22 protein-coding genes and 1 tRNA gene are annotated in these 26,203 nt (G+C 65.9%); 7 read left to right on the top strand and 16 right to left on the bottom strand.

All coding sequences use genetic code 11. The annotated features are described in order from the left end of the window. Nucleotides 1–332: 332 nt before the first annotated feature. The 6 genes from K7G82_RS02250 to K7G82_RS02275 form a co-directional block, all read right to left on the bottom strand. Nucleotides 333–408, bottom strand: a tRNA-Lys gene (locus K7G82_RS02250). 192 nt (nucleotides 409–600) lie between these two features. Next, entirely contained in the window at nucleotides 601–1,716 is a 1,116-nt protein-coding gene (rodA, locus tag K7G82_RS02255) for a rod shape-determining protein RodA (RefSeq protein WP_222988184.1), read from the bottom strand. After that, nucleotides 1,713–3,701 (bottom strand): penicillin-binding protein 2, encoded by a 1,989-nt coding sequence (gene mrdA / locus K7G82_RS02260; RefSeq protein ID WP_222988380.1) that lies wholly within the window; start codon nucleotides 3,699–3,701, stop codon nucleotides 1,713–1,715. The genes rodA and mrdA overlap by 4 nt, the downstream gene beginning before the upstream one ends. A 76-nt stretch (nucleotides 3,702–3,777) precedes the next feature. Further along, entirely contained in the window at nucleotides 3,778–4,290 is a 513-nt protein-coding gene (mreD, locus tag K7G82_RS02265; protein ID WP_222988185.1) for a rod shape-determining protein MreD, read from the bottom strand. 10 nt (nucleotides 4,291–4,300) lie between these two features. Next, nucleotides 4,301–5,179, bottom strand: a complete 879-nt coding sequence (gene mreC / locus K7G82_RS02270) for a rod shape-determining protein MreC (protein ID WP_222988186.1) — start codon at nucleotides 5,177–5,179, stop codon at nucleotides 4,301–4,303. A gap of 16 nt (nucleotides 5,180–5,195) precedes the next feature. Continuing rightward, nucleotides 5,196–6,239: a rod shape-determining protein gene (locus K7G82_RS02275; RefSeq protein WP_222988187.1), complete on the bottom strand. Its 1,044-nt coding sequence runs from the start codon at nucleotides 6,237–6,239 to the stop codon at nucleotides 5,196–5,198. Between the two features lie 146 nt (nucleotides 6,240–6,385). Here K7G82_RS02275 and mutL point away from each other — a divergent pair, with 146 nt between their 5' ends. The 3 genes from mutL (at nucleotide 6,386) to K7G82_RS02290 (ending at nucleotide 10,641) form a co-directional block, all read left to right on the top strand. Next, nucleotides 6,386–8,185: a DNA mismatch repair endonuclease MutL gene (mutL, locus tag K7G82_RS02280; RefSeq protein WP_222988188.1), complete on the top strand. Its 1,800-nt coding sequence runs from the start codon at nucleotides 6,386–6,388 to the stop codon at nucleotides 8,183–8,185. Nucleotide 8,186: 1 nt separating this feature from the next. Then, a complete protein-coding gene (locus K7G82_RS02285; protein ID WP_222988189.1) occupies nucleotides 8,187–8,651 on the top strand; it encodes a homogentisate 1,2-dioxygenase in 465 nt (154 codons plus the stop codon). A gap of 253 nt (nucleotides 8,652–8,904) precedes the next feature. Further along, a complete protein-coding gene (locus K7G82_RS02290) occupies nucleotides 8,905–10,641 on the top strand; it encodes a serine hydrolase domain-containing protein (RefSeq protein ID WP_222988190.1) in 1,737 nt (578 codons plus the stop codon). A 163-nt stretch (nucleotides 10,642–10,804) separates the two neighbouring features. Here K7G82_RS02290 and leuA read toward each other — a convergent pair whose 3' ends face one another. The 9 genes from leuA to miaA all read right to left on the bottom strand — a co-directional run bounded on the left by leuA (nucleotide 10,805) and on the right by miaA (nucleotide 21,192). Continuing rightward, nucleotides 10,805–12,466 (bottom strand): 2-isopropylmalate synthase, encoded by a 1,662-nt coding sequence (gene leuA, locus K7G82_RS02295; protein ID WP_222988191.1) that lies wholly within the window; start codon nucleotides 12,464–12,466, stop codon nucleotides 10,805–10,807. Nucleotides 12,467–12,700: 234 nt separating this feature from the next. Further along, nucleotides 12,701–13,342, bottom strand: a complete 642-nt coding sequence (locus tag K7G82_RS02300) for a YceI family protein (protein ID WP_222988192.1) — start codon at nucleotides 13,340–13,342, stop codon at nucleotides 12,701–12,703. A gap of 93 nt (nucleotides 13,343–13,435) precedes the next feature. Continuing rightward, complete coding sequence (locus K7G82_RS02305) at nucleotides 13,436–14,686, bottom strand: adenosylmethionine--8-amino-7-oxononanoate transaminase (RefSeq protein WP_222988193.1); 1,251 nt, start codon at nucleotides 14,684–14,686, stop codon at nucleotides 13,436–13,438. Next, the gene (gene bioD, locus K7G82_RS02310; protein ID WP_246623172.1) at nucleotides 14,683–15,441 is read right to left on the bottom strand and encodes an ATP-dependent dethiobiotin synthetase BioD; all 759 of its coding nucleotides are present in this window, start codon (nucleotides 15,439–15,441) and stop codon (nucleotides 14,683–14,685) included. Before bioD ends, K7G82_RS02305 begins: the two co-directional genes overlap by 4 nt. Further along, nucleotides 15,438–16,595 (bottom strand): 8-amino-7-oxononanoate synthase, encoded by a 1,158-nt coding sequence (locus K7G82_RS02315; protein ID WP_222988194.1) that lies wholly within the window; start codon nucleotides 16,593–16,595, stop codon nucleotides 15,438–15,440. The genes bioD and K7G82_RS02315 overlap by 4 nt, the downstream gene beginning before the upstream one ends. A gap of 188 nt (nucleotides 16,596–16,783) precedes the next feature. Continuing rightward, nucleotides 16,784–17,803 (bottom strand): ketol-acid reductoisomerase, encoded by a 1,020-nt coding sequence (ilvC, locus tag K7G82_RS02320; protein ID WP_222988195.1) that lies wholly within the window; start codon nucleotides 17,801–17,803, stop codon nucleotides 16,784–16,786. Between the two features lie 99 nt (nucleotides 17,804–17,902). Continuing rightward, complete coding sequence (ilvN, locus tag K7G82_RS02325) at nucleotides 17,903–18,418, bottom strand: acetolactate synthase small subunit (protein WP_222988196.1); 516 nt, start codon at nucleotides 18,416–18,418, stop codon at nucleotides 17,903–17,905. Further along, the gene (locus K7G82_RS02330) at nucleotides 18,418–20,166 is read right to left on the bottom strand and encodes an acetolactate synthase 3 large subunit (protein ID WP_222988197.1); all 1,749 of its coding nucleotides are present in this window, start codon (nucleotides 20,164–20,166) and stop codon (nucleotides 18,418–18,420) included. Before K7G82_RS02330 ends, ilvN begins: the two co-directional genes overlap by 1 nt. Before the next feature lie 75 nt (nucleotides 20,167–20,241). Continuing rightward, nucleotides 20,242–21,192: a tRNA (adenosine(37)-N6)-dimethylallyltransferase MiaA gene (gene miaA / locus K7G82_RS02335; protein ID WP_222988198.1), complete on the bottom strand. Its 951-nt coding sequence runs from the start codon at nucleotides 21,190–21,192 to the stop codon at nucleotides 20,242–20,244. Between miaA and serB the strand changes: the two genes are divergently transcribed. After that, entirely contained in the window at nucleotides 21,185–22,060 is an 876-nt protein-coding gene (gene serB / locus K7G82_RS02340; RefSeq protein WP_222988199.1) for a phosphoserine phosphatase SerB, read from the top strand. The two genes, miaA and serB, sit on opposite strands and share 8 nt — an antisense overlap. 205 nt (nucleotides 22,061–22,265) lie before the next feature. Here serB and K7G82_RS02345 read toward each other — a convergent pair whose 3' ends face one another. After that, complete coding sequence (locus K7G82_RS02345; RefSeq protein WP_222988200.1) at nucleotides 22,266–23,270, bottom strand: SPOR domain-containing protein; 1,005 nt, start codon at nucleotides 23,268–23,270, stop codon at nucleotides 22,266–22,268. Nucleotides 23,271–23,454: 184 nt separating this feature from the next. On the opposite strand from K7G82_RS02345, the gene K7G82_RS02350 reads away from it, so the two are divergent. Genes K7G82_RS02350 through K7G82_RS02360 form a run of 3 tightly spaced genes read left to right on the top strand, consistent with a single transcriptional unit; the run spans nucleotide 23,455 to nucleotide 26,187 of the window. Then, nucleotides 23,455–24,171: a ParA family protein gene (locus K7G82_RS02350; protein ID WP_222988201.1), complete on the top strand. Its 717-nt coding sequence runs from the start codon at nucleotides 23,455–23,457 to the stop codon at nucleotides 24,169–24,171. A gap of 13 nt (nucleotides 24,172–24,184) precedes the next feature. After that, entirely contained in the window at nucleotides 24,185–24,850 is a 666-nt protein-coding gene (locus K7G82_RS02355) for a hypothetical protein (RefSeq protein ID WP_222988202.1), read from the top strand. 20 nt (nucleotides 24,851–24,870) lie between these two features. After that, nucleotides 24,871–26,187, top strand: a complete 1,317-nt coding sequence (locus K7G82_RS02360; protein ID WP_222988203.1) for an SPOR domain-containing protein — start codon at nucleotides 24,871–24,873, stop codon at nucleotides 26,185–26,187. The last annotated feature ends 16 nt before the right edge of the window (nucleotides 26,188–26,203 follow it).

A 26,203-nucleotide genomic window follows, 5' to 3' on the forward strand; every position in this document is an offset into this window, starting at 1 on the left:
AATTCGCTTCCACTTGCAGGCCACTACAATAGCACCTGCGGAGCACGAGGCAGCGATGTTCGCTTCCCGTGGCGCAATTTCAGTTCGGACACAGTTTATGCAGTTGAGGTGACCGGCGAAGTAGGGCGCAGCGGCGCGCCATGCCGCATGCACGGAATCATCGCGTGATGATCTCAATCGGCACCTCGTGCATTTTTCGCGGAGAAATATGTACCGCTTGTCGCACGTGAAACCCAGCAAGAACCCGCGCAGAAATGTTGCCCAGAATGTTGCCCGGAGCCGACGTCGGAGGTCGGAAGCTCCGCATTTCTTTGTCTAAGTCATTGAAAAGATGGTGGACGCACTAGGGCTCGAACCTAGGACCCGCTGATTAAGAGTCAGCTGCTCTACCAACTGAGCTATGCGTCCGTACCGGCCTTGGTGGCGGGATGCTCCAGGAGCACCGCCGGTTGGGAGGCAGCCCGTTAGCATCGGTTTTCCGAGGATGCAAATGGGAAGTGCGACTTTTTTTAAGAGTGCGCGCAGGCGCTGCGATTTCGGTCCTTTCGGCCGGGCCTTATGTCAGGTGGAGGGGCCGGAAACTTTCGAATCCGGCGGCTTTCAGCCGAATCGGCCGCGTGGCCGGTTGCTGCGTTCGATCCCCATCAGGATGCCGACGCAGATCATCACCGTCATCATCGCCGATCCGCCGAAGCTGAACAGCGGCAGCGGAATGCCGACGACGGGGGCAAGGCCCATCACCATCATCAGGTTGATCGCGACATAGAAGAAGATCGTCGTCGCGAGACCCGCCGAGACCAGCCGGGCGAACTTGCCGTCGACGCGCTGCGACAGCGTCACGCCCCAGCGCACGACCAGGATGAATGCGGCGATCAGCAGCAGGCCGCCGATCAGGCCCCATTCCTCCGCCATGGTGGCGAAGACGAAATCGGTATGGCCTTCGGGCAGATAGTCCAGATGGCTCTGGCTGCCGTTGAGGAAGCCCTTGCCGAAGATCCCACCGGAACCGATCGCGATCTTGGACTGGCTGATATGGTAGCCGGCCCCCAGCGGATCGCTTTCGGGATCCAGGAAGATCAGCACGCGATTGCGCTGATAGTCGTGAAGCAGGAAGAAGAAGGCGATCGGCGCGATCACCGCCAGCGCCGCGCCGCCGCCGACGAACAGCCGCAGCGGCAGTCCGGCCAGGAACATGACGGTCAATCCGCCGGCGATGATCATCAGCGCCGTGCCGAGATCGGGCTGAAGCATCACCAGGAAGGCAGGCACGCCGATCGCGACCGCCGGCGGCCAGATCGCGCGCCAGCGACGAATGTCGCCGACCGGCAGCAGATCGTAGAAGCGCGCCAGCGCCAGTACGATCGCCAGCTTCATCATCTCCGACGGCTGGATGCGGATGATGCCGAGATCGAGCCATCGCTGGCTGCCGCCGCCGACAAAGCCGAGCAACTCGACCAGGATCAGCAGCACCAATATGCCGATATAGAGCGGGAAGGCCGCCGCTTTCCAGAACTGCTCCGGAATGCGCGACAGCACGAGCGCCATGCCGACAAAGACCATGAAGCGCAGGCCCTGGGAGAACGCCCAGGGCTTCAGATGGCCGCCTGCGGCCGAATAGAGCACAACCAGCCCGAATATTGCGATGAAGCCGACCAGCATGAGCAGCCGCCAGGGCAGTTGCGCAAGCGGTGCCGGAACGAAGGACGGGCCGCTCATTCTGCTTCCTCGATCACATTGTGCGCGGCGTTGTCCGCCGGGTGCGTCGCTGCCGGAGAGGGCGGCGGTGGCGGCGCTGCCATATTGGCCGCGTTCGCCGCCGCTGCCTCGGCTTGCGCGGCTTCGGCCTGCGCGGCGGCGGTCGCCGGGTCGGCCGCTGCGGCGCGCGCGGCGCGATAGGCCTGGGCTTCCGCGGTCATGCGCGTGCCGATGTCGCCACCCCAGCCCGCTTCCAGCCCGGTCAGCTTCTCCATCGCCTTGGCCGGATCGAACAGATAGAGCATGCAATCGCTGGCGATCGGTGCGGCGGCGCCCGATCCTGACATGCCATGCTCGATCACCACCGCGACGGCATAGCGGGGGTTGTCGACCGGCGCGAAGCCGATGAACAATCCGTGATCCCGGAATTTCCAGGGGATGCCGTAACCGCTGCGAGCGCCGCCCTTGAAATTGCGCACCTGGGCGGTGCCGGTCTTGCCGCCCAGGCGGATGCCGTCGAGCTGGAGCCGGCTGCGCCCGGCGGTGCCGTTGCCGTTGACCACTTCGTCCATGCCCGAACGCACCGCCGCGACATGTTCGGGCGGGAAGGGCAGGGGTTGCGGTGCGGCATCGCCGCGCCTGGCGATCAGCCGGGGCTCCAGCGCCCGGCCGGATGCGACGCGCGAGACCATGACGGCCAGCTGCAGGGGCGTCACCTGCAGATAACCCTGGCCGATCGAGGTGTTGAGCGTGTCCGACTGGCTCCATTGCTGCTTGTGGCGGCGCTGCTTCCATTCCGCATCGGGCACGGTGCCGTATTTCTGCGACGGCATCGGCAGCGGGAATTCCTTGCCAAGGCCCATGATGCCCGCGACCTCGGCGATCTTCTCGATGCCGATGCGGCGGCCCATCGTGTAGAAATAGGTATTGCAGCTCTTGGCGATGGCGCGGTGCAGGTTCATCGGCCCATGGCGGCCGAGACAGGCGAAGCGGCGATTGCCGAGCTGGTAGCCGCCATTGCAATAGACGACTTCTTCCGGATCGACCCCGGCGCCCTGCAGCGCAAGCGCGGTGATCGGCTTGAAGGTGGAGCCGGGCGGATAGAGCCCCTGCATCGCCTTGTTGAGCAGCGGCAGGTGATCATTGTCCGACAGCATCGCCCATTCGCCCTGGCTGATCCCGTCGGAGAAGCTGTTGGGATCGTAGCTGGGCATCGATGTGAGCGCGAGGATGTCGCCATTGGTGCAGTCTATCACCACCGCGCAACCCGATTGCACGCCGATGCGCCGCGCGGCGAAGGCCTGCAGCCCGGCGTCGATCGTCAGCTTGATGGTCTGCCCGGCGACGTCGGATCGGGTCGCGAGTTCGCGCACCAGCTTGCCGCGCGCTGTGACTTCCGTGCGTCGCGCGCCCGGCTTGCCCCGCATCTCGGCATCGAGCACTTTCTCGATACCGGCCTTGCCCACCTTGAAGCCGGGGGTGATCAGCAGCGTGTCGCGCGTTTTCTCATAGTCCGCCGCCGATGCCGCGCCGACATAACCGACCAGATGCCCGACCGCCGCGCCATCGGGGTAGAAGCGCGAAAAGCCGCGCGCGGGCGCCGCGCCCGCCAGTTCGGGCATGCGCACGCTGATCGCGGCATATTGTTCGTAAGTGAGCCCGCCCGAAACCTGGACGGGCTGATAGCCGGCCGCATCCTTCAACTCCGTCAGGATGCGTTCGCGCTCGTCCTCGTCCAGGTTCAGCAGATCGGCGAGCGTGCCGACGACGCGCGATTCATCGGTGACGCGATCGGGGATGAGGTCGACGCGGAAATCGGTGCGGTTGATCGCGATCGGCTTGCCGTAACGATCGACGATCCAGCCGCGACGGGGCGGGATCAGTGTCAGGTTGACGCGATTGCTTTCGGACAGCAGCGAATAACGCTCATTTTCCGCGACCGAGAGCCAGGCCATGCGCCCGGCCAGCACCAGGCCGACGCCGGCCTGCGCCGCGCCCAGGAACATGGCGCGGCGGGTGAAGGTCAGCGATTGCTGCGCTTCGGACAGGATGCGGGGCGGTTTCCGGTTTGGCACGTGGCGGTCAGGACAGGCGCCAGCGATCCAGCAGCGCGCAGAAGCGGGCAACGATCGGATAGGCCAGAACGGAAAACAGGATCTGCGGCACGATGACTGCGAACTCGGTATGTCCGCCCGTGATATTGGCGGTAAGGAGCCCCCCGGCCAGGCAGACTATAATCGCCGCGGCGGCGATCAGCCAGTCCTGCCAGTAATCGCGGAACATGGTGCGACGATCGAGCTGATCGATGCCGAGCAGCACCAGCGTCCACAGCAGCACCGCGCTGCCGATCGGCTGTCCGCTCAGAAGATCGTCGGCGAGGCCCAATGGGATACCGACCCAGATGGGCCAGAGTTCAGGACGGATCAACCGCCACGACAGCAGCATGAGCAGGCCGAAAGGCGGCAGGATGGGGGCGGCCGCGACGATCGGCAGCAATGTCACCGCCGATCCCAGCACGGTGGAGATCGCGGGCAGAATCTGGCCGCGCAGCCGCGCGACGCGCTCCTCGCGGTCGGAGCGGATCGCCTGCCTCATCGCACCGCGCTCATTCGGCCGGTTCTTCCGGTGCGGGCGGAGCAGCCGCCAGTGGCTGATAGATCGGCTGGACCAGCGCGAAATCGAGCTTGGCGGGGTCCGCGAGCGGCCGCGCCGTGGCGGTGTCGCCCGCCGCGCGGATAGCGATGCCGACGGGAATTTGCGGTGGATAGACGCCGCCGGTGCCGGACGTGACGAAGATATCCCCGGCCTTGAAGACATTGGCGCCGGCATTGAGGCTGCGGATCTCGAGCCGCCCGTCGCCGGTGCCGCTGGCGATCGCGGGCAGGCCGTCCGAAATGCGGATGACGGGAACGACGGTGCCGGCGTCGGTGATCAACAGCACGCGCGCGCTGGCCAGACCCACTTCGACGATCGTGCCGACCAGGCCGGTGGCGCCGCGTACCGGCTGGCCATGGCGCACGCCGCTGGTGCTGCCGGCGCTCAGGATCGCGAAACGTCGTGTGCTCGATGCCGACGAACTGACGAGCCGCGCGGCGGTTACCGTCGGGCTGGTCTCGGATATGGCGAGCAGCCGTTTCAGCCGGCGGTTTTCATATTCGGCGGAACGGGCGGCGATCAGCTTCGCACGCGCCCCTTCGAGCTCGCGGCGCATCGCCGCATTCTTGTTGGCGGCGTCGAAATAGTCGGAGACGGCGGTGCCCGCCGATCCGGCGCCGCGCACCACCGCGCGGATCGCGCCGGAGATCGGGCTGGTCAGATCGGTGATCGCCGCGCGCACGGCATTGCTGCCGCGCGGATCGACCCAGGCGGTGATGACCAGCAGCAGCCCGACAAGCGCGCCGGTGACGGCGACCACGTAACTGGCGAACAGGCCGTATTGCGCCTTCCGGGAGAATCCGGGGCGCCGCTTGTTTTGCGGGGGCATGGCCGCGCTTCGCCGGTCAGGCGGTTTGCAGCACGCCGCGGAACATCGGATCCTCCAGCGCGCGGCCGGTGCCGAGCGCCACGCAGGTCAGCGGATCGTCCGCCACGGTGACGGGCAGGCCGGTTTCGTCGCGCAGCACTTCGTCCAGCCCCTGGAGCAATGCGCCGCCGCCGGTGAGCACGATGCCCTGGTCGACGATGTCGGCCGCCAGTTCGGGCGCGGTGTTTTCGAGCGCGATGCGCACGCCTTCGACGATCGTGCCGACGGGTTCGGAAAGCGCCTCGGCGATCTGGCCCTGGTTGATCGTGATTTCCTTGGGCACGCCGTTCACAAGGTCGCGACCCTTGATGTGCAGCGTCTTGCCGACGCCGTCGAGCGGGGTCTTGGCGACGCCCACTTCCTGCTTGATCCGTTCGGCGGTGGCTTCGCCGATCAGCAGGTTATGGTTGCGGCGGACATAGGAGACGATCGCTTCGTCCATCTTGTCGCCGCCGACGCGGACGGACGTCGTATAGGCGAGGCCGCGCAGCGAAAGCACCGCGACTTCGGTGGTGCCGCCGCCGATATCGACGACCATCGATCCGATCGGCTCGGTCACCGGCATGTCGGCGCCGATCGCGGCGGCCATCGGTTCCTCGATCAGGAAAACCTGGCTGGCGCCCGCGTTCGAAGCGGCGTCGCGGATCGCGCGGCGCTCGACCGAGGTGGAGCCGCTGGGCACGCAGATCACGATCTCCGGAAAGCGCCAGGCGCGCGCCTTGCCTCCATGCACCTTGTGGATGAAGTGCTTGATCATCTGTTCGGCGACGTCGATGTCGGCGATGACGCCGTCGCGTAAGGGGCGGATCGCCTCGATGCTGCCGGGTGTCTTGCCCATCATCATCTTGGCGTCGTCGCCGACCGCCTTCACCTTCTTGACGCCATTGATCGTCTCGATCGCGACCACCGAAGGTTCGTTGAGCACGATGCCGCGACCGCGCAGATAAACGACGGTGTTGGCGGTCCCCAGGTCGATCGCCATGTCATGCGACATCATCTTGAAGAAGCGCGACAGAAACATTCTCACCGTCCAGACATTGCTTGGAGCCGGCCGTTTCCGGCTCCGCTGATATGGCTTCCACGCAGGCGCCCGAGAAGCTCTTTCGGCACCGAATTTCTTTGAACGCCGGGTCGCGGAAAGCGGTCGATTGGGCTAGACCCGCCTCCATGTCAATACGCCGTCTTCCGGAGCATCTGGTCAATCGAATCGCGGCCGGCGAGGTGGTGGAACGCCCCGCCAGCGCGCTGAAAGAGCTGGTCGAGAACGCGATCGACGCGGGAGCGACGCGAATCAGCGTCCGGATCGAGGGTGGCGGCATCGATCTGATCGAGGTCACCGACGACGGATGCGGCATGGAACGCGACGAAATGGCGCTCGCATTGGAGCGTCACGCCACGTCCAAGCTGCCCGATGACGTCATAGAGGCGGTTTCGACACTGGGTTTTCGCGGAGAGGCGTTGCCGTCGATCGCCAGCGTCTCGCGATTCACCATCGAAAGCCGCGTGCGCGGCGCCGATGGCTGGTCGCGCATCGTCGACAATGGGCGGCTTGAAGGGGAGGGGCCGGCTGCGCTTCCGCCCGGCACGCGCATCCGTGTCGAGCGGCTGTTCGAGAAAGTGCCGGCGCGGCGCAAGTTCATGCGCTCCACCCGCGCCGAATATGCCGCCTGCGTCGACGTCGTCCGTCGCCTCGCCATGGCGCGGCCCGATATCGCCTTCACGCTGGAACATGAAGGGCGGCGTGCGATCGCGGTGCAGGGCGGGGAGGACGGGCCGGCGCGCGTCGCGGCGCTGACCGATCGCGCGCTGGTCGATAACAGCGTCGCCATCGATTTCGTTCGCGAGGGCGTGCGGCTCGGCGGCGTCGCCGGGTTGCCTACCTTCAATCGCGGTGTCGCCGATCATCAATATCTGTTCGTCAACGGCCGCCCGGTGAAGGACCGGCTGCTCGCGGGCGCGGTGCGTGGCGCCTATGCCGATGTACTTGCGCGCGACCGCCATCCGGTCGTCGCGCTGTTCCTGGAGGTGCCGGTCGATGCCGTCGACGTGAATGTGCATCCGGCCAAGACCGAGGTCCGCTTCCGCGACCCCGCATTGGTCCGTGGCATGATCGTCAGCGGTTTGCGCCGCGCGCTCGACGAAGCCGGCCATCGCAGCGCCCAGCGTCCGGCGGAGGCCGCGCTCGAAATGTGGCAGACCGAAAACGTCCCCGCGGCGCCGGAGGGCGCGGGGTGGGGAGCACCGGCTTCGACCGCCGCCACGCCGGCATTCGATTTCGCGCCGGCGCCCCGCACGGAGTCGCGGCTCTGGGATCGTCGCGCATCCTTCATCGCCCCGCCGATGGCGCGGGCCGAACCCGCCTATGCGCCGCCGCCCGAAACGGTCAGCCACCCGCTCGGCGTCGCGCGCGGGCAGGTGGCGAAGACCTATATCGTCGCCGAAGCCGAGGACGGCCTCGTTATCGTCGACCAGCATGCCGCGCATGAGCGGCTGGTGCTCGAACGGATGCGGCGTGCGGTGGCGGACGGCGGCGTGGCGCGGCAGGCGCTGCTACTGCCCGAAGTCGTCGAACTCGACGAGAATGCCTGCGATCGGCTGGAGGCGCGTGCGGCCGAACTCGCCGAGTTCGGGCTGGAGCTCGAGCGCTTCGGCCCCGCCGCGATGTTGGTTCGCGCCACGCCCGCGATGCTCGGCGCGGGTGACGTCACCGGGCTCGTCACCGATCTGGCCGACGAACTCGCGGCCTATGATGAAGCGCTGTCGCTCAAGGAGCGGCTCGACCATGTCGCGGCGACGATGGCATGCCACGGCTCGGTCCGTGCGGGGCGTGTGCTTTCGGTCGCCGAAATGAATGCGCTGCTGCGCGAGATGGAAGTGACGCCGCATTCGGGCCAGTGCAATCATGGCCGCCCGACCTGGGTGAAGCTGGCGCATGGCGATATCGAAAAGCTGTTCGGAAGGAAGTGAGATGAAGGTTTTTCGCCTGTTCGCGCTCGCGCTGATCGCTCTGTCGGCACCCGTCGCGGCGCAGGAGGGATGCGAACCGGTGCCGGTCGAATGGGCAGGCTGGTCGGCGAGCACGGCGATGACGGGCGATCTCGAGCCCGGCACGCGCAGCGAGATGGTGCTGGCGCCGGCCGGCAGCCTGAAACTGGCCGCCGCGCCGGGCAAGGAGGCGGTGACGGGCATGTATGTCGGCGTCGCCTGGTTCAATGTCGAGACAGCCGGCAAGGTTCGGATCGCGCTCGATCAGGGGGCGTGGATCGATCTTGTGAAGGACGGTGCGGCTGTGTCGTCGACCGGCCATGGCCATGGACCCAAATGTTCGGGCATTCGCAAGATCGTGGATTTCGAGCTGGCGCCAGGCCGCTACGGCATCCAGATCGTCAATGCGCCGAAGGACAGGATCGGCGTCATGGCGCTTCTGCCGTAGCGGACGGGCTGCGCTGCGGCGCGCCGGGATTTTCGGATCAGGAACATATGTCTCCCTGGGCGGCCGTCCAGGGAGATTTTCGTGCGACCTGTCGAGGTCGCCGCTCCGATGAGGATGGGCGCGTGAAAAGGTAGAAATTGTTCACTGTCGCATGAATGTTATAAAATGATCTTCCATGTGCCGTCTGTACGGAGTAGCATCCGTGTCAGCCGAAACGGCCGATCGTGCCGAAGGCGGTACCAGGGAGAGTGGAATGTTGATCAGATCTCGTGCCGCGCGGCCGGCCATCCAGCATGCAGCCTCAGGTACGGTGGCCGTGATGTTGAGTTGTGCGCTGGCGTTGCCGGCCATGGCGCAGAGCACCGAACTCAGCGCCGACCAGACCGCGAAGATCGATGCGGTGTTCGCCGAATATGCGAAGCCGAATTCGGCCGGTTGCGCGGCGGGCGTGATGCGCGACGGGCGCATGCTCTATGCCAAGGGCTATGGCATGGCCGATATCGAGCGCGGCGTGCCGATCACGCCGGCGAGCGTTTTCGACATCGGATCGACCTCCAAGCAGTTCGCGGCCGCGTCGATCCTGCTGCTCCAGGCCGACGGCAAGCTGAAGCTGACCGACGATGCCCGCAAATATGTGCCTGAATTGCCCGATTTCGGGAAGACGATCACGATCGATCATCTGATCCATCATACCAGCGGCCTGCGCGACTATATCGGACTGCTGGTGCTTGCCGGTTTCTCGCTCGAGGATGTGACGGGCGACGCACAGGTTCTGTCGCTGCTGTCGCGCCAGCGCGCGCTCAATTTCCCCACGGGGTCGCGCTACGAATATTCCAACACCGGCTATTTCCTGCTCTCGGTGATCGTGCAGCGTGTCAGCGGCAAGAATCTCGCGGCGTTCGCGCGCGAACGCATCTTCGCGCCGCTGGGCATGAGCCACACGCTGATCCGCGACAATCACGCGATGCTGATCCCCAATCGCGCGCTGGGCTATGCGCCCGACGGCAAGGGCGGTTTCGTCAACCATCTCTCCAACTGGGAACAGCTCGGTGATGGCGCGGTGCAGGTGTCTGTCGATGACATGCTGCACTGGGAGGGCAATTTCCTCGATCCCAAGGTGGGCGGCGCGGCGATGGTCGATGCGCTGCAGACGCCGGGCGCGCTGGATGACGGCAAACCCATCGGCTATGCACGCGGCCTGAGCGGCGGCACCTATCGCGGCCAGGCCTATATCGGCCATGGCGGCGCATGGCAGGGCTATCGCGCGATGTTCGAGCGTTTTCCCAAGCAGCGCGTCGCGATCGCGGTCTTCTGCAATTCCGATTCCGCGTCACCCAACGCACTGTCGCACGGGGTCGCCGATGTCGTGCTGGCCGATGTGCTGACGACCGAGAACAAGCCCGGCAAGGCGGGGACGAGCAAGAGCGTGGGCAAGGATGCCGCGGCAAAGCCCGTCGATGCCGCCCCTTATGTCGGCAGCTATTTCGACGCCACGACCGACACCGTCTATCGGATCGCGGAGAAGGATGGCGGCGTGGTGCTCGACATGTCGGGGCGGATGCTGCCGCTCGTTTCCGACGGCCCCGGGCGGTTTTCCGTCAAGGGCTTTCCCGCGACGCTGTCGTTCGAACCGGCAGGAAAGCGCGCGACCGGATTCGGTTTCAGCATCGGTGGCGAACCGCCGCAAAAGGCGAACCGCTTCGAGCCGATCACGCTCGCGCCCGATGCGCTTCGTGCCTATGCCGGCAATTATTACAGCCCGGAACTGGATGCGACGCTGACCCTGACGCTGGAGGAGGGCAAGCTCGCCTTCCGCAGCATCCGTTATGCCTATGCGGATCTCGCCGGGCCGCTCAGTCCGGCAATGAACGACACGTTCGAGGGACCGCTCGGATTTCTCACGTTCAAGCGGGACGCATCCGGCCGTATCAGCGGCTTCGGGCTCAGCGCGTCGCGGATGAAGGCGATCGCATTCGAGCGGCGGGACTGATCGCTGCACCGACCATGCCGGGACGCCGTCAGTGCGGCGCCCGGCATGTCCGTTCGTGTCATATCCGATCTCGAAGATGCTGACGCATCCTCGATCGGTTCGCTCAAACGCTGTGCGGGGTTGATACCGGAACTCGACGAGGCATGCTCATCGAGACCCGGTATCAGAGCCCGTTGGCGGCCCCGAGAACGGCGCGCACGCTGGCGGTCGCCACATCCTCGTCGATGCCCACGCCCCAGACGGTGCGGCCGTCGGGCGTGCGGCATTCGACATAGGCGGCCGCCTGAACGGTGGCGCCCGTGCCGATCGCGTGCTCGCTATAGTCCGCGATGTCGAACTCGACGCCGCACTGGTCGCGCAGCGCCGCGACGACGCTGGAGATCAGGCCGTTGCCGCGCCCGCTGACCGATCGGCTTTCGCCGTCGATGCCGATATGGCCGGCGAAGATACGGTCGCCATTGGGCGCGCGGGTTTCGTCATAGGCTTCCAGCGTGAAGCGGTGAGGCCCTTCGAGGCGATAGGCGCTGCGGAACGACTCCCAGATATCGGCGGCGTTGAGCTCGCGACTGGTCTCGTCCGCCATCGCCTGGACGTGGCGGCTGAAATCGGCCTGGAGGCGCTTGGGCAGCTTCAGCCCCTTGTCCTGTTCGAGCACCCAGGCGACGCCGCCCTTGCCCGATTGCGAATTGACGCGGATCACCGCTTCATAGCTGCGGCCGAGATCGGCGGGATCGATCGGCAGATAGGGGACTTCCCAATAGTCGTCGTTGCGCGCGTCCTGTGCCGCGAAGCCCTTCTTGATCGCGTCCTGGTGGCTTCCCGAAAAGGCGGTGAAGACGAGATCGCCGGCATAGGGATGGCGTGGATGCACGGGGATCGCGTTGCAATATTCGACGGTCTTGATGACCTCGTCGATATCCGAGAAATCGAGGCCGGGATCGACGCCCTGCGTGTACATGTTGAGCGCGACGGTGACGAGATCGACATTGCCGGTGCGCTCGCCGTTTCCGAACAGGCAGCCTTCGACACGGTCGGCGCCGGCCATCAGCCCGAGTTCGGTCGCCGCGACGCCGGTGCCGCGATCGTTATGCGTGTGCAGGCTCACCACCACGCTGTCGCGATTGGGGATGGCGCGGCAGAAATATTCGATCTGATCGGCATAGATGTTGGGCGTCGCGCACTCGACGGTGGCGGGCAGGTTGAAGATGATCGGTTTTTCGGGCGTGGGCTTCAGGATATCCATCACCGCCGCGCACACCTCGACGCTGAAATCGATTTCAGCGGTCGAGAAGGTTTCGGGGCTATATTCGAAGATCCAGTCGGTATCGGGCTGCTTGGCGGCCTCGTCGCGCAGGATCTTCGCGCCGGTGATCGCGATCTCGCGCACTTCGTCGCGCGTCATGCCGAAGACGATCTTGCGCCATGCGGGCGAGACGGCGTTGTAGAGATGGACGATCGCCTGGCGCGCGCCCTTCAGGCTCTGGAAGCTGGTTTCGATGAGGTCGCGGCGCGACTGGGTGAGCACCTGGACGACGACGTCGTCGGGAATCCGTCCGTTCCGGACAAGGCCGGAGATGAAATCGAACTCGGTTGCGCCGGCCGAGGGGAAGCCGACCTCGATCTCCTTCAAACCCACTTTCACGAGCAGATCGAAGAAGCGCGTCTTCTTCTCGCCGTCCATCGGGTCGATCAGAGCCTGGTTGCCGTCGCGCATGTCGGTCGACAGCCAGCGCGGCGCTTGGGTGATCGTTCGCGACGGCCATTGGCGGTTGGGCAGGTCGATCTGGGGGAAGGGGCGATATTTGGTCGAGGGATCGCGTAACATGGCTGTGCTTTCTTCTTCATCCGCTCATGGGAGCGGGTGGACTGTCGTTTTCCGGTAATTTGCCCTTAGGCGGTCGCGGCAGCCCGCAGGCCGCACGAAAACGTCGCGCCTAAGGGCGCGTAAGTCGAAGAAGAAGCAGGGCGCGATGCGCTGACATGTCCGGCTCAATGACGCGGAACCGGCCGCGTGTCCAGCGAAAACCCGCCCGGATCGCTCCGGGCGGGTTTTCCGGGATCATTTTTCGAAGGCCGCCGCGATGTCGATCTTCACCGCGTCGGTGACGAGCGGGATGCCGTAGCTGATGCCGAAATCGCTGCGCTTGATCGTGGTTTCGGCCTTGAATCCCACGGTCTGTTTCTTGACGAAGGGGTTGATGCCCGCGCCGACGAATTCGGCATCGAGCACGACGGGCCTGGTCACGCCGCGAATGGTGAGATTGCCCTCGATCTTGGCTTCGTCGCCATCATCGTCCAGAATCACGCGCGTCGATTTGAAGCTGGCGGTCGGGAATTTCTCGGCGTCGAAGAAATCGGCCTTGAGCAGATGTGCGTCGAGCTGCGCGTTGCCGCTGGCGACACCCGAATAGGGCGCCGTACCCTTGATCGGGATGGTCACGTCGACCGCCGAGGCCGCGAGATTGGCGGGATCGATACTCAGTGTGCCGCTGACCCCGGTGATCAGGCCGTGATAGGGGCTGAAGCCGAAATGATTGACTTCCCAGGCGATCAGGCTGTGGCCGGGGTCTGCCGTATAGGTGCCGGCGACGACCTTGCTCCGGTCCTTGCTGCCCGGCGGGCTGGTCGGCATCTGGGCGATGACGGGTACGGCGACGGCGGCGATGACTGCGAGGCCGGTCGCGATCAGGAGTTTGCGCATCGGAATGGGGCTCCGTTCATTGACTGTTCGAAACGGACAATCGGGCAAAGCCGCGCGAAGTTCCACCCGAAAGCGCGAAACGATCCGTTTTCGTCAGATCGTCTCCAGAACCTCGCCGATCGCGCCATGGATCTGGTCGAGATCGGCGGGTGCGACGCAATAGGGGGGCATCACATAGATGGTGTTGCCGAGCGGACGGAGCAGCACGCCGCGTTCGCGGAAACCGGCGGCGAGCCGTGGCGCCAGATCCGACAGATAGCCATGATCGGAAACCCGGACGTCCATCGCCGCGATGGTGCCGAGCCGGCGCATGTTGGTCAGGCGTGCATGACCGGAGAGGCGTGCGAGATGATCCGCCTGCATCGCGGAGAGCGCATCGATGCGTGCCTGCACGGGTTCCTCGCGCCAGATGGCGAGATTGGCGTTGGCGGCGGCGCAGGCGATCGGGTTCGCGGTATAGGAACTGCTATGATAGAAAGTCTTGCCGCGATCCTCGGAGAAATGCGCGGCGAAGATCGGTTCCGCGCAAAGCGTGACGGCCAGCGGGATCGATCCGCCGGTCAAGCCCTTGGACAGGCACATGATATCGGGCGCGACGGCGGCCTGATCGCAGGCGAACATCGTGCCGGTCCGGCCCCAGCCCGTCATCACCTCGTCGGCGATGAACAGCACGTCATGCGCCGCGCAGATCGCGCGCATCTCGGCGAGTATATGCGGCGGATAGATCAGCATCCCGCCGGCGCCCAGGATCAGCGGTTCGACGATGAAGGCGGCGGGGTGTTCCCTGCACGCGGCTTCGAGCGCGTCGAGCGTCGCCTGTTCCTTGCCGGGCGCGGGGAAGGGGATGGTGCCGACATCGAACAGCAGCGGCGCATAGGCGCGGTTGAACACGCCGCGCGCGCCGACCGACATCGCGCCGATCGTATCGCCGTGATAGCTGTGTTCCATCACCAGGATGCGGTGACGCGGCGCGCCGATATTGGCCCAATAGCCGAGCGCCATCTTGAGCGCGACCTCGACGCTGGTCGATCCGCTGTCCGAGAAGAAGACGCGGGTCAGCGGTTCGGGCGTGATCGCGACGAGTTCTCGCGCCAGCGTTTCGGCGGGCTCGTGCGTCCAGCCCGCGAAGATGAGCTGATCGAGCCGTTCGGCCTGCGCGCGGATCGCGGCGATGATGCGCGGATGGCAATGGCCGTGGGTGACGACCCACCAGGACGAGATGGCGTCGATCCAGCGCGTGCCGTCCGCATCGAAGATCGCGGCGCCGTCCGCGCGCGTGATCAGCGGGATGGGTTCGCTCAGGCCATGCTGGGTGAAGGGGTGCCAGACGGGCGAACCGGTCATCGGAAATCTTGCCTGTCGAAATTTGCGGCAAAGGCGGCGGCAAGTGTTTCGGGGGTCAACGGATCTATCCGGGGGAGCCGGCCCAGCCGGCGAATTCCCGAAAGCGCGGGAATGATGGCTTCGCTGTCGGGCATGGGATCGCCGATGAACGCGATACCATGGATCGGCACCCCGCGCCCGCGCAGCGCCTCGATCGTCAGCAGGCTGTGATTGATCGTGCCCAGGCCGGTGCGGGCACAGACGATGACGGGCAATGCCCAGCGCGCAAAGATGTCGGCGAACACGGTGTCGCGCGTCACGGGGACGAGCGCGCCGCCAGCGCCTTCGATGACGAGCGGGCCGTTTGTTTCAGGCGGCATGAGTGTGCCGATATCGATGGCTACGCCGTCCAATTCTGCGGCGAGATGGGGCGAGGCTGGCGTGTTCAGCCGATAGGCTTCGGGAAGAACAGATCCTCCCCGGAACGGGGAGGGGGACCGCCCGAAGGGCGGTGGAGGGGATTGCGATGCCGGATGGTGATCCGGGGGTGAATGCGCCGCTGGCGCGGCGTCCCCTCCACCAGCCTGCGGCTGGTCCCCCTCCCCGAAGCGGGGAGGATTTGTGAGGCGCTCGACCGTCTCGCTATCGGTTTCCTCGTCCAGTCCCGCCTGAACCGGTTTCCAATAGGTTGCGCCAAGCGCCTGGACGAGCGCCGCCGCGAAGACGGTCTTGCCGATGCCGGTGTCGGTACCGGTGATGACGAACCGCGCGATCATGCCGGAACCGGCGCCATCGCTTCGGCAAGGGCGTCCGCCATCGCATCGACATCCGCCTCGGTCACGTTGAGCGTCAGCGAAAGGCGAAGGCGCGCGGTGCCTTCGGGCACGGTGGGCGGGCGGATGCCGCGAATGTCGAAGCCACGTTGCTGAAGCATCGCCGCCATCGCCATCGTTCGATCGTCCTCGCCGATCAGGACGGGCACGATCTGCGATCCGGTGGCCGGAATGCCGAGCGGGGCGAGGCGCTTTGCGGCATGATCGACCAGCCGGGCGAGCCTCGTCCGCCGGTCCGGATCGGCGGCGGCGATGCCGATCGCATGGCGGACGCAATGCGCGACGAGCGGCGAGGGCGCGGTCGAGAAGATGAAGGGCCGTCCGCGATTGATCAGGAAATCGATCACGGTGCGCGGCGCGCAGATGAGCGCGCCTTCGCAGCCCAGCGCCTTGCCGCAGGTGTGCAGGGTTATCAGCTGCTCGCCAAGACCGAGATCGTCGGCGAGGCCGCGTCCATCGGCGCCGAAAACGCCGGTCGCATGCGCCTCGTCGACGACGAGGATGGCGTCATGCGCCCTGGCGATGGCCGCGAGCTCGGCGAGCGGCGCGCGATCGCCGTCCATGCTGTAAAGGCTTTCCACCGCGATCCAGACGCGTCCGATGCCGCCAGCGGCGCGCCAGGCCGAGATCGCATCCTCGAATGCGGAGGCGTCATTGTGCGCGGCGGTGACGCGCTCGGCGCGGCCGATGCGCATGCCGTCATGCGCGCTGGCATGGATCAATGCGTCGTGGACCACCAGGTCGCCGCGCTGCGGCAAGGTCGCGAACAGCCCGGCATTGGCTGCGAAACCCGTCGAGAGGAACAATGCCGCTTCGCTGCGATAATGGCGGGCGGCCTCGGCTTCGAGCGCTTCATGCGCTTCGTGATTGCCGCGCAGCAGACGCGATCCGCCCGAACCCATGGGCAGGCCCAGCGCGATGCCGTCCGCCAGCGCGGTGCGCAGCGCGTCCGAATCCGCGAGGCCCAGATAGTCGTTGGACGAGAAGTCGAGCCCGTCGCGGGGGCGAAGCGCGCGCAGGCGATCCGCCGCTTTCAGTGCGTCGAGTTGCGCCTGATGTGTGGCAAATACCGAAATGATCGCGCTCCCATCCGTCATCACGCGGCCGTCATTGCGAGGGGTGAGGCGGCGAAGCAATCCAGAAGTGCGAAGTGACTGCAATCGCTGCGTTTCACCAGCGATGAAGCCGACCAGTGGACATGAAAACGGCGGCGGATGCAGGCACCCGCCGCCGTTTTCATGTCATGAGGTGCGCGCCTCCGGCTTTGCCGGGACGCGCGGATTCCTCAGTTCTTTTCCTTGTCGACCAGCTTGTTGGCGCCGATCCAAGGCATCATCGCGCGCAGTTCCGCGCCGACCTGCTCGATCGGATGCGCCGCGGCCTGCTTGCGCGCCGCCTTCAGTTCGGGCTGGCCGGCGCGGTTGTCGAGCACGAAATTCTTGACGAAACGGCCGCCCTGGATGTCCGCCAGGACGCGCTTCATCTCGGCCTTGGTCTCGTCGGTGATGATGCGCGGGCCGGTGGTGATGTCGCCATATTCGGCGGTGTTCGAGATCGAGTAGCGCATGTTGGCGATGCCGCCTTCATACATCAGGTCGACGATCAGCTTCACTTCGTGGAGGCACTCGAAATAGGCCATTTCGGGCGCGTAGCCCGCTTCGACCAGCGTTTCGAAACCCGCCTGGATCAGGTGGGTCAGGCCGCCGCAGAGCACGGCCTGCTCGCCGAACAGGTCGGTTTCGCATTCCTCGCGGAAATTGGTCTCGATGATGCCCGAACGGCCGCCGCCGACGCCGGAGGCATAGGCGAGCGCGATGTCATGGGCGTTGCCGCTCTTGTCCTGCGCGACCGCGATCAGGCAGGGCACGCCGCCGCCGCGGACATATTCGGACCGCACGGTGTGGCCGGGGCCCTTGGGCGCGATCATGATCACGTCCAGATCCTCGCGGGGTTCGATCAGGTTGAAATGGACGTTCAGGCCGTGCGCGAAGGCGAGCGCCGCGCCCTGGCGCATATTGGCGTGGAGATCGTCGGCATAGATCGCGGCCTGATGCTCGTCGGGCGCGAGGACCATGACGATATCGGCCCAGGCGGCGGCCTCGGCGTTCGACATCACCTTGAAGCCGGCGCCTTCGGCCTTCTTGGCGGTGGCCGAACCCGGGCGGAGCGCGATCGCGACTTCCTGCACGCCCGAATCGCGCAGGTTCTGCGCATGGGCGTGGCCCTGGCTGCCATAGCCGACAATGGCGATCTTCTTGGTGGCGATCAGCTTCGGATCGGCGTCGCGATCGTAATAAACGCGCATTCTTCTTCCCCTAGTCAGGCGTCCCCGGACTGCGCCAAGGACGAACGGTGTTGAGATTAAAGGGCCTCTCCCATCGGTTGAGACCGGACATTCGGAAACTCAGGCCGCCTCTTTCCCTCTGGAAATGGCGACGATGCCGGTGCGGGCGACCTCGACCAGGCCGACTTCGCCCATCAGCTCGACGAACTTGTCGATCTTGTCGCTCGTGCCGGTCACCTCGAAGACGAAGCTGCTGATCGTCGCATCGACGACGCGGGCGCGATAGACTTCGGCCAGGCGCAGCGCCTCGATCCGGTGATCGCCGGTGCCGGCCACCTTCACCAGCGCCAGTTCGCGCTCGACATGCGGGCCGAGTATGGTGAGGTCGACCACCTTGTGCACGGGCACCAGCCGTTCGAGCTGCGCGATGATCTGGTCCATCACGGGCGCCGAGGCGGACGTGACGATGGTGATGCGGCTGATCAGGTCGTCGTCGCTGATATCGGTCACCGTCAGGCTCTCGATATTATAGCCGCGCGCGGTGAACAGGCCGGCGATGCGTGCCAGCACGCCTGCCTCGTTGTCCACGATCACGGCCAGCGTGTGCCGCTCTTTCTTTTCTTCCTTGATATGCATCAGACCAGCGCCTTCGCCTCGTCGTCCATTTCGCCCGAAACATCGTCGGACTGGAGGATCATTTCGGTATGCGATGCGCCCGAAGGGATCATCGGGAAACAATTGGCCAGTTTCGCGACACGGCAATCGACCAGCACGGGGCCGGGCGTGTCGAGCATCTGGCGAATGCCCGGCTCAAGTTCCTGCTGTCCTTCGATACGGATGCCCGTCCAGCCATAGGCTTCGGCGAGCTTCACGAAATCGGGCAGCGCATCCGAATAGCTTTCCGAATAGCGGCTGGAATAGGTGAGCTGCTGCCACTGGCGCACCATGCCCATATATTCGTTGTTCAGGATGAACAGCTTCACCGGCAGGCGATATTGCGTCGCCGTGCCCAGTTCCTGGATGTTCATCTGGATCGAGGCTTCGCCCGCGATATCGATCACCAGCGCATTGGGATTGCCGAGCTGCGCGCCGATCGCGGCGGGCAGGCCATAGCCCATCGTGCCCAGCCCGCCCGAGGTCAGCCACTTGTTGGGCTGCTCGAAATGGAAATGCTGCGCCGCCCACATCTGATGCTGGCCGACTTCGGTGGTGATGATCGGATTGACGTGTTTCGTCGCTTCCCAAAGGCTGCGGATCGCCTGTTGCGGCATGATTTCCTTGGCCGAGGCCGGGAAGTCCAGGCACTTCTTCGCGCGCCAGCCCTCGATCCGCGACCACCAGGCCGACAGGTCGTTCTTGCGGTGCTGGCGCGCTTTCCACACGCGGATCATGTCCTCCATCGCGCGGCCGACATCGGCGATGATCGGCAGGTCGACGGCCACGGTCTTGTTGACCGAGGACCGGTCGATATCGATGTGGATCTTCTTGGCATGCGGCGCGAAGGCGTCGAGCCGGCCGGTCACGCGATCGTCGAAACGGCTGCCGAGCGCGATGATCAGGTCCGCCTGGTTCATCGCGAAATTGGCTTCATAAGTGCCGTGCATGCCCAGCATGCCCAGCCACTGATCGGACGAGGCGGGGAAGGCGCCCAGGCCCATCAGGGTCGAGGTGACGGGCGCGCCCGTGATCTTCGCCAGTTCGCGCAGCAGTTGTGCCGCCGCCGGGCCGGAATTGATGACGCCGCCGCCGGTGTAGAAGATCGGCCGCTCCGCCGCCGCCAGCATCTCTACCGCCGCCTCGATCAGCGACTGTTCGGCCTTCAGCGCGGGACGATAGGTCTTGTGCTGGATCGCGGCCGGCTTGCGATATTTCGCGGTGGCGACCTGCACGTCCTTGGGGATGTCGATCACCACCGGGCCGGGACGGCCCGAAGTCGCGATATGGAAGGCCTCGTGGATCACCTCGCCCAGTCGCTCGGGCGACTTCACCAGATAATTATGCTTGGTGCAGTGGCGGGTGATGCCGATCGTATCGGCTTCCTGGAACGCGTCGCTGCCGATCAGATGCGTCGCCACCTGGCCGGTGATGACGACCATCGGGATCGAATCCATCAGCGCGTCGGTGATGCCGGTGACGGCATTGGTCGCGCCGGGGCCGGAGGTCACCAGCACGACGCCGGGCTTGCCGGTCGAGCGTGCATAGCCCTCCGCTGCGTGCGTCGCCGCCTGCTCGTGCCGGACCAGGATGTGCTTGATGCGCTTCTGCTTGAAAATCGCGTCGTAGATCGGAAGGACGGCGCCACCCGGATAGCCGAATACGACCTCGACACCCAGATCGCTGAGTGCCTCGACCAATATATCCGCACCGGACTTTTCCGCAGTCATCCTTCGTCTCCGTTTGACGCACCTCGTTGCGCCGCAGCGCAGCGAAGGCAAGGCGGGCTGGCTAGAGGCAAGAAATTAATCTGTCAACGCATAGTTGCGTAACTTAATTGCTATTTGATCGATCATTTTGTTGTCTGGTTGCGCGTCGAATCGCTCCCAATCGGCCGGCGGCTGGCGCGAAAACCAAGTATACTGGCGTTTTCCATATTGTCGCGTGGCGATGCGGCCGCGTTCCGCCATCATGGCCCGATCGCCGGAGCCGCGCAGCCAGGCGGCGATCTCGGGCACGCCGATCGCGCGCATCACCGGCAAGGCGGGATCGAGGCCGCGCGCCAGCAGCGTTTCGACTTCCCCGATGGCGCCGTGTTCGATCATCGCGTCGAACCGGCGATCGATCCGGTCGAACAGCCAGTCGCGCGGGGGAAGCAGCACCACCGGCAGCAATCGGATCCGGTCGCCGATCCCGCCGCTCAGCGATGCCTGCCAGTGTGCGAGCGGCCGGCCGGTCGAGCGGACGGTTTCCAATGCGCGGGCGATGCGGCTGCTGTCGGCCGGAGAGAGGCGAGCAGCGGCATCCGGGTCCTCGATCGCCAGCGCCGCGTGAGCCTCGGCAACGGGAAGCGCGCGCACCCGGGCGCGGATATCGGGATCGATGTCCGGCACCGGGGCGATGCCGTCGAGCAGGGTCCGCAGATAAAGCCCGGTTCCGCCGGTGACGATCGGCAACAGGCCTGCCGCGTGCGCACGATCGATCTCGATGCGCGCATCTTCCGCCCATCGCGCCGCCGAACAGGCTTCCGCTCCATCGATATGGCCGAACAGCCGATGGGGAACGTCCTCCATCTCGTGCGCGTCCGGGCGCGCGCTCAGGATGCGCAGGTCGCGATATACCTGCATCGAATCGGCGTTGATCACCACCGAAGGGTGCAAATGGCCGAGGCGGACCGCCAATGCCGACTTGCCGCTAGCGGTCGGGCCTGCAATGAGCGCGACCGGTTTTGGGCGCGGGAGCCGAGTCTTGTTCATCCTTACATTGATAGCCGACGGTCTTTCCGCAGGCGACACCAGCGATGCCGCCGATCGGCTCCGCGCCGTGGGCTGCGCGCCCGGTGAGGGGCGCTGGATCGACGAAGGCATGGCGTTCGATCTGCGCTTCACCGGCGATCCGGCGGCGGCGCGGCGTGCGGCGGAAGGGCAGGTCGCCCGCGCCGATGCGATCGTCCAGCGCGAAGCCGCGCGCGAAAAGGCGCTGATCGTCTCCGATATGGATTCGACGATGATCACCGTCGAATGCATCGACGAACTCGCCGATTATGCGGGGTTGCGCGCCGAGATTTCGGCGGTGACCGAGCGGGCGATGCAGGGCGAGCTCGATTTCGAGGCGGCGCTCGATGCGCGTGTCGCGCTGCTCAAGGGCATGGACGTCTCGATACTCGAGACCTGTTATCGTGAGCGCGTTCGGCTCATGCCGGGTGCCGAGGCGCTGGTGCGCACGATGCGCGCGCGGGGCGGGGCGGCGGTGCTGGTCTCGGGCGGCTTCACCCATTTCGCGGATCCGGTGGCGGCGGCGATCGGCTTCGACCGCGCGATCTCGAACCGGCTGGGCATGGCGGACGGCAAGCTCGACGGTACGGTCGGCCGTCCGATCGTCGGCGCGGAAGCGAAGCGAGAAGCGCTGCTGGCCGCGATGGCCGAACATGGCGTTCCGCTCGAACGGACGCTCGCGGTCGGCGACGGCGCGAACGATATCCCGATGATCGAGGCGGCCGGGCTGGGCATCGCCTATCACGCCAAGGAAAAGGCCGCCGCCGCCGCCGATGCGCGGGTGATGCACGGCGACCTGACCGCGCTGCTTTATGCGCAAGGCATCGCGCGCCGGGACTGGGTGAATTGATCGGGCTTTGAAGACTTCTGTCGCTTCGGCGCAAGCCAGAACGACAGGATGTGCCGAGCCTTAGGACCAACCGACATTCAGTTCAGATCGAGTCGAAAATGGTGGTTTCTCGTGACCCGGAGCGCAGCGTACTTGCGGTACGTGAGCACCGGAAGCGCGGGAAGCCGCCATTTGCAGGCCGATATGGGCTGAATGTCGGTCGTTCCTAAGCCTTGACCGCCAGGCAGGCCTGACCACTGCGTTTGACGGCAGCGCACTGGCTTTCCGCCTGCGCCTTGGTCTGGAACGGCCCCGCCTGCAGCTTGGTGATCGCGCCGGCTTTCACCATGAAGGGCTGGAGGCCGCCAAGGCCCGAGACATTGCGTTCGAGCGAACTCCACAGCGCCTTGGCCCGGCCGGGTTCGCTGAACGCGCCAAGCTGGATGCGCCAGGGGCCGCTGCGGGCGGGTGTCGCCACGGTGGCCATCGGCTTCGGCGCCGCGGGTGTGGCCGCGGCCTGCGTGCGGGCGGGCGGCGGCGCTGCCGGGCGTGTCACCGGGGCCGGCGCGGGCTGGCCCGGCGGCGGATAGCTGGTGCCCGGCCCCTTCATCGCCGGCTGTGACGGCGGCAGTTCGGCCGCCGCGATCGCAGCGCTTTGCGGCCGGGCGGCCTTCAATTCGAGATCGCGGGCGAGGGCGGTGCCCTTCTGCCGCTGATCGAGCGGAATATACTGGTCCATCTGTGCGAGCGTGGTCGATGCCTGGGGCAGTCCGGCGGACGATGCCCGCGTCATCAGCGCATAGGCGCGGATCCAGTCCTTCTCGGTCAGGTCGCCGTTGAACAGTGCGGTGCCCAGCACATATTGCGCCCTGGGCTCGCCGCGATCCGCCGATTTCTGGATCCAGGGCAGCGCCTCCTTGCGGTTGCCGTTCTGGAACAGGATCAGCCCGTAATTGTCGGCGGCCTGGATATGGCCCTGCGCCGCAGCCTTCTGGTACCAGCTTTCCGCCTGTTTCAGATCGACGGGAAGGCCGCGGCCGAGTTTATAGGCCTGCGCCAGGTTGAACTGGGCATCGGGATCGCCGGCGATCGCGGCCGGCCGCCATTCCTTGATCGCTGCGGCATAATCTCCGCGTTGCCAGGCGTCGACGCCGGCCTTGACGTCGGCCAGTGCCGGCGCCGTCAGGCTCGCCAGCGCCAAGCCCAATCCCATCATCCCCACCAACCGCATGTTCGAATCCCTGAAAATCGTGACGGTGGATCATTGTAAGCACAATTTCCTAAGCGGTTATTAGCAGAAAATTCAGCATGTCCTGACCCTGAACGCGCGGTGCGTAGGGCTTTCAGCCCATTAACCAGATTTTAGCCCGCGCCGTGCGATTGCCCCATCCGGGAATTCGAGCCGAGGGGAATCTATGCGCGTTCTGGCACTTGCATCGCAGAAGGGAGGATCCGGCAAGACCACCTTGTCCGGTCACCTCGCCGTGCAGGCGCAACGCGCCGGCGCCGGCCCGGTCGTGCTCATCGATATCGATCCGCAGGGGTCGCTCGCCGACTGGTGGAACGAGCGCGAAGAGGAATATCCCGCTTTCGCGCAGACCACCGTCGCACGGCTCGCGTCGGACCTCGAAGTTCTGCGCCAGCAGGGGTTCCGCCTGGCGGTGATCGATACGCCGCCCGCCATCACCATGGCGATCCAGAGCGTGATCGCCGTCGCCGAACTGATCGTGGTGCCGACGCGCCCGAGCCCGCACGACCTGCGCGCCGTGGGCGCCACCGTCGACCTGTGCGAACGCGCGGGCAAGCCGCTGATCTTCGTGGTCAATGGCGCGACGCCCAAGGCCAAGATCACTTACGAGGCCGCCGTCGCGCTGTCGCAGCACGGCACGGTTGCGCCGGTGACGCTGCATCACCGCACCGATTTCGCGGCATCGATGATCGATGGTCGCACCGTGATGGAAGTCGATCCCAAGAGCCGTTCCGCCAATGAGGTGGCCGAACTCTGGACCTATGTGTCCGACCGGCTCGAGAAGAATTTCCGCCGCACCGTGTTCAGTGCGCCGTCGCTCGGCCAGCCTTATAATTCTCCTCGTCCCGCAGGTGGTTTCGGCCGCCGCGTCGTCGGCCAGTAAGGGGGAAGGCATCATGGGCGAACCGAAACCGCTCGCATCGCTGTCCTCCAGCCTTCTGGCGCGCAAGGGACAGGCCAAGCCCGCCATGCGCCCCCAGGGGTTCGGCAGCTTCGGCAATCCCTTCAACGGGCATGACGATCTCGGCTGGAACGATATGGGGCATGATGTGCGCCATCCCGTTCCGATCCATCAGGACGTGCATCCCGAACCGGTTCACGAGCTTCCGCCGGTGGTGCTCCAGCGCGAGGAACTCGCCGAGGAACTGAACCTGGTTCCGCAGAATTTCCATGCGCCCGAAATCCTCGCGCCGATCGGCAAGGCAACCGCGCAGCCCGATTTCAGTTTCGAGGAAGCCGAACAGGCTTATGATGAACCGGCCTATGAGGAAGCTGCGGTGGAGCCCGCGCCGGCAGCGCCTGAACTCCCGGTCGTCGCACCGGTTGCCCGCAAGGTGCCGATCGTCGCGATCAAGCGCGCGCACAAGGCGGCCAAGAGCCGCAAGGGCAAGGCTGCCTTCACGCTGCGACTGGATCCGGAGCGGCACCTGAAACTGCGCCTGGCATGCGCGATCGGCCGCGAATCCGCGCAGTCGATCGTGACCGAGGCGCTCGATCGTTATCTCGCCAGCCTGCCGGACATCGACGAACTGGCCCGCAAGGTGCCGGGATCGACCCGCTGAGGCAAATGGGGGTTATTGGGATGAACAAGATTCTCGTCCTCAAACTGGCCGGTTCGGCGGTGGTGCTGGGCGCCACGCTGGTCGGCTGCAATCCGGCGGCGAAACAGTCCGCGATCGCATCGGCTTCGGATGCCGGCGGTTCGGCAAGATCGGCGTCGTCGGCTGCGGCGAAGGCGGAAAAGGCGCTGAAGGCGAATGATTCCGTAGCCGCGATCGCTTCGGCCGAAGCTGCTGTCGCCGCGCAGCCGCGTCAGGCATCCTATCGCATGCTGCTCGGCCAGGCCTATCTGGCCGGCGGGCGTTTCGTCTCGGCGGAGACGGCGTTCCTGGATACGCTGCGGCTCGATCCCGGCAACGACCGTGCCGGACTGAGCCTTGCGCTGGCGCAGATCGCGCTCGGCCGGCCCGATATCGCGCGGGACACGCTGGACAAGACGGCCGCGAACGTGCCCGTCGCGGATCGTGGGCTGGCGCTGGCGCTTGCCGGCGACATCCACGGTGCGGTCGAACTGCTGGAACCGGCTGCGCGCGCCGAGGGCGCTTCCGGCAAGACCCGCCAGAATCTTGCGCTCGCCTATGCGCTCGGCGGAGACTGGTCGCGTGCGCGCGTCATCGCCGCGCAGGATATTCCCGCGGACGAACTGGATCGCCGGCTTTCGACTTGGGCAAGCTTCACGCAACCCCGCAACAGCTGGGATCAGGTCGCGACGCTGCTGGGTGTGAAGGCCGTGCTCGATCGCGGCCAGCCCGAACGGCTGGCGCTTGCGCCCGATGCGGCGCCGGAACGCCAGGCGCTCGCTGCCGCTACGCCCGAACAGATGTTCGCGCCGACCGCGGCGGAGAGCGGCGATGCGGCGGCCGTCCAGGATGCGGCGCCGGTGGAGATCGCGGAAGCCCCGCAGGCGGCCGCTACACTGCGTCAGGTCGTGTTCGCGCCGCGTCAGGAAGTCGTCCAGGCGATACCGGCCGGCCTTATTCGCGCGAACAATGGACCGCTCCGTCAGGTGATGGCGGCGCGCGGGGTTCCGGGTGGGCGTTTCGTCGTTCAACTCGGTGCTTTCTCGACGCCCGCCAAGGCCGAGGCCGCCTGGAAAAGGGCGGTTGGGCGCTACACCGCGCTGGGAGGCTATGCGCCCGACGGCGAAACCGTCCGTTCGGGATCGGCGACGCTTCATCGCGTGGCAGCCGGCGGGTTCGCGTCCCGTGGCGCGGCCAATGCCGTCTGCGCGCAGTTGCGGATGAGTGGTGGCGCCTGCTTCGTGCGCGAGGATGGCAATCAACCCCAGGCGCAATGGGCGATGCGTGCCGCCGGCGGGATGCGCATCGCGGCCCGCTGATCGGTTCCATCAACAC

Origin of the sequence: Sphingomonas colocasiae, assembly GCF_019880585.1 — a bacterium.
Lineage (GTDB): Bacteria > Pseudomonadota > Alphaproteobacteria > Sphingomonadales > Sphingomonadaceae > Sphingobium_A > Sphingobium_A colocasiae.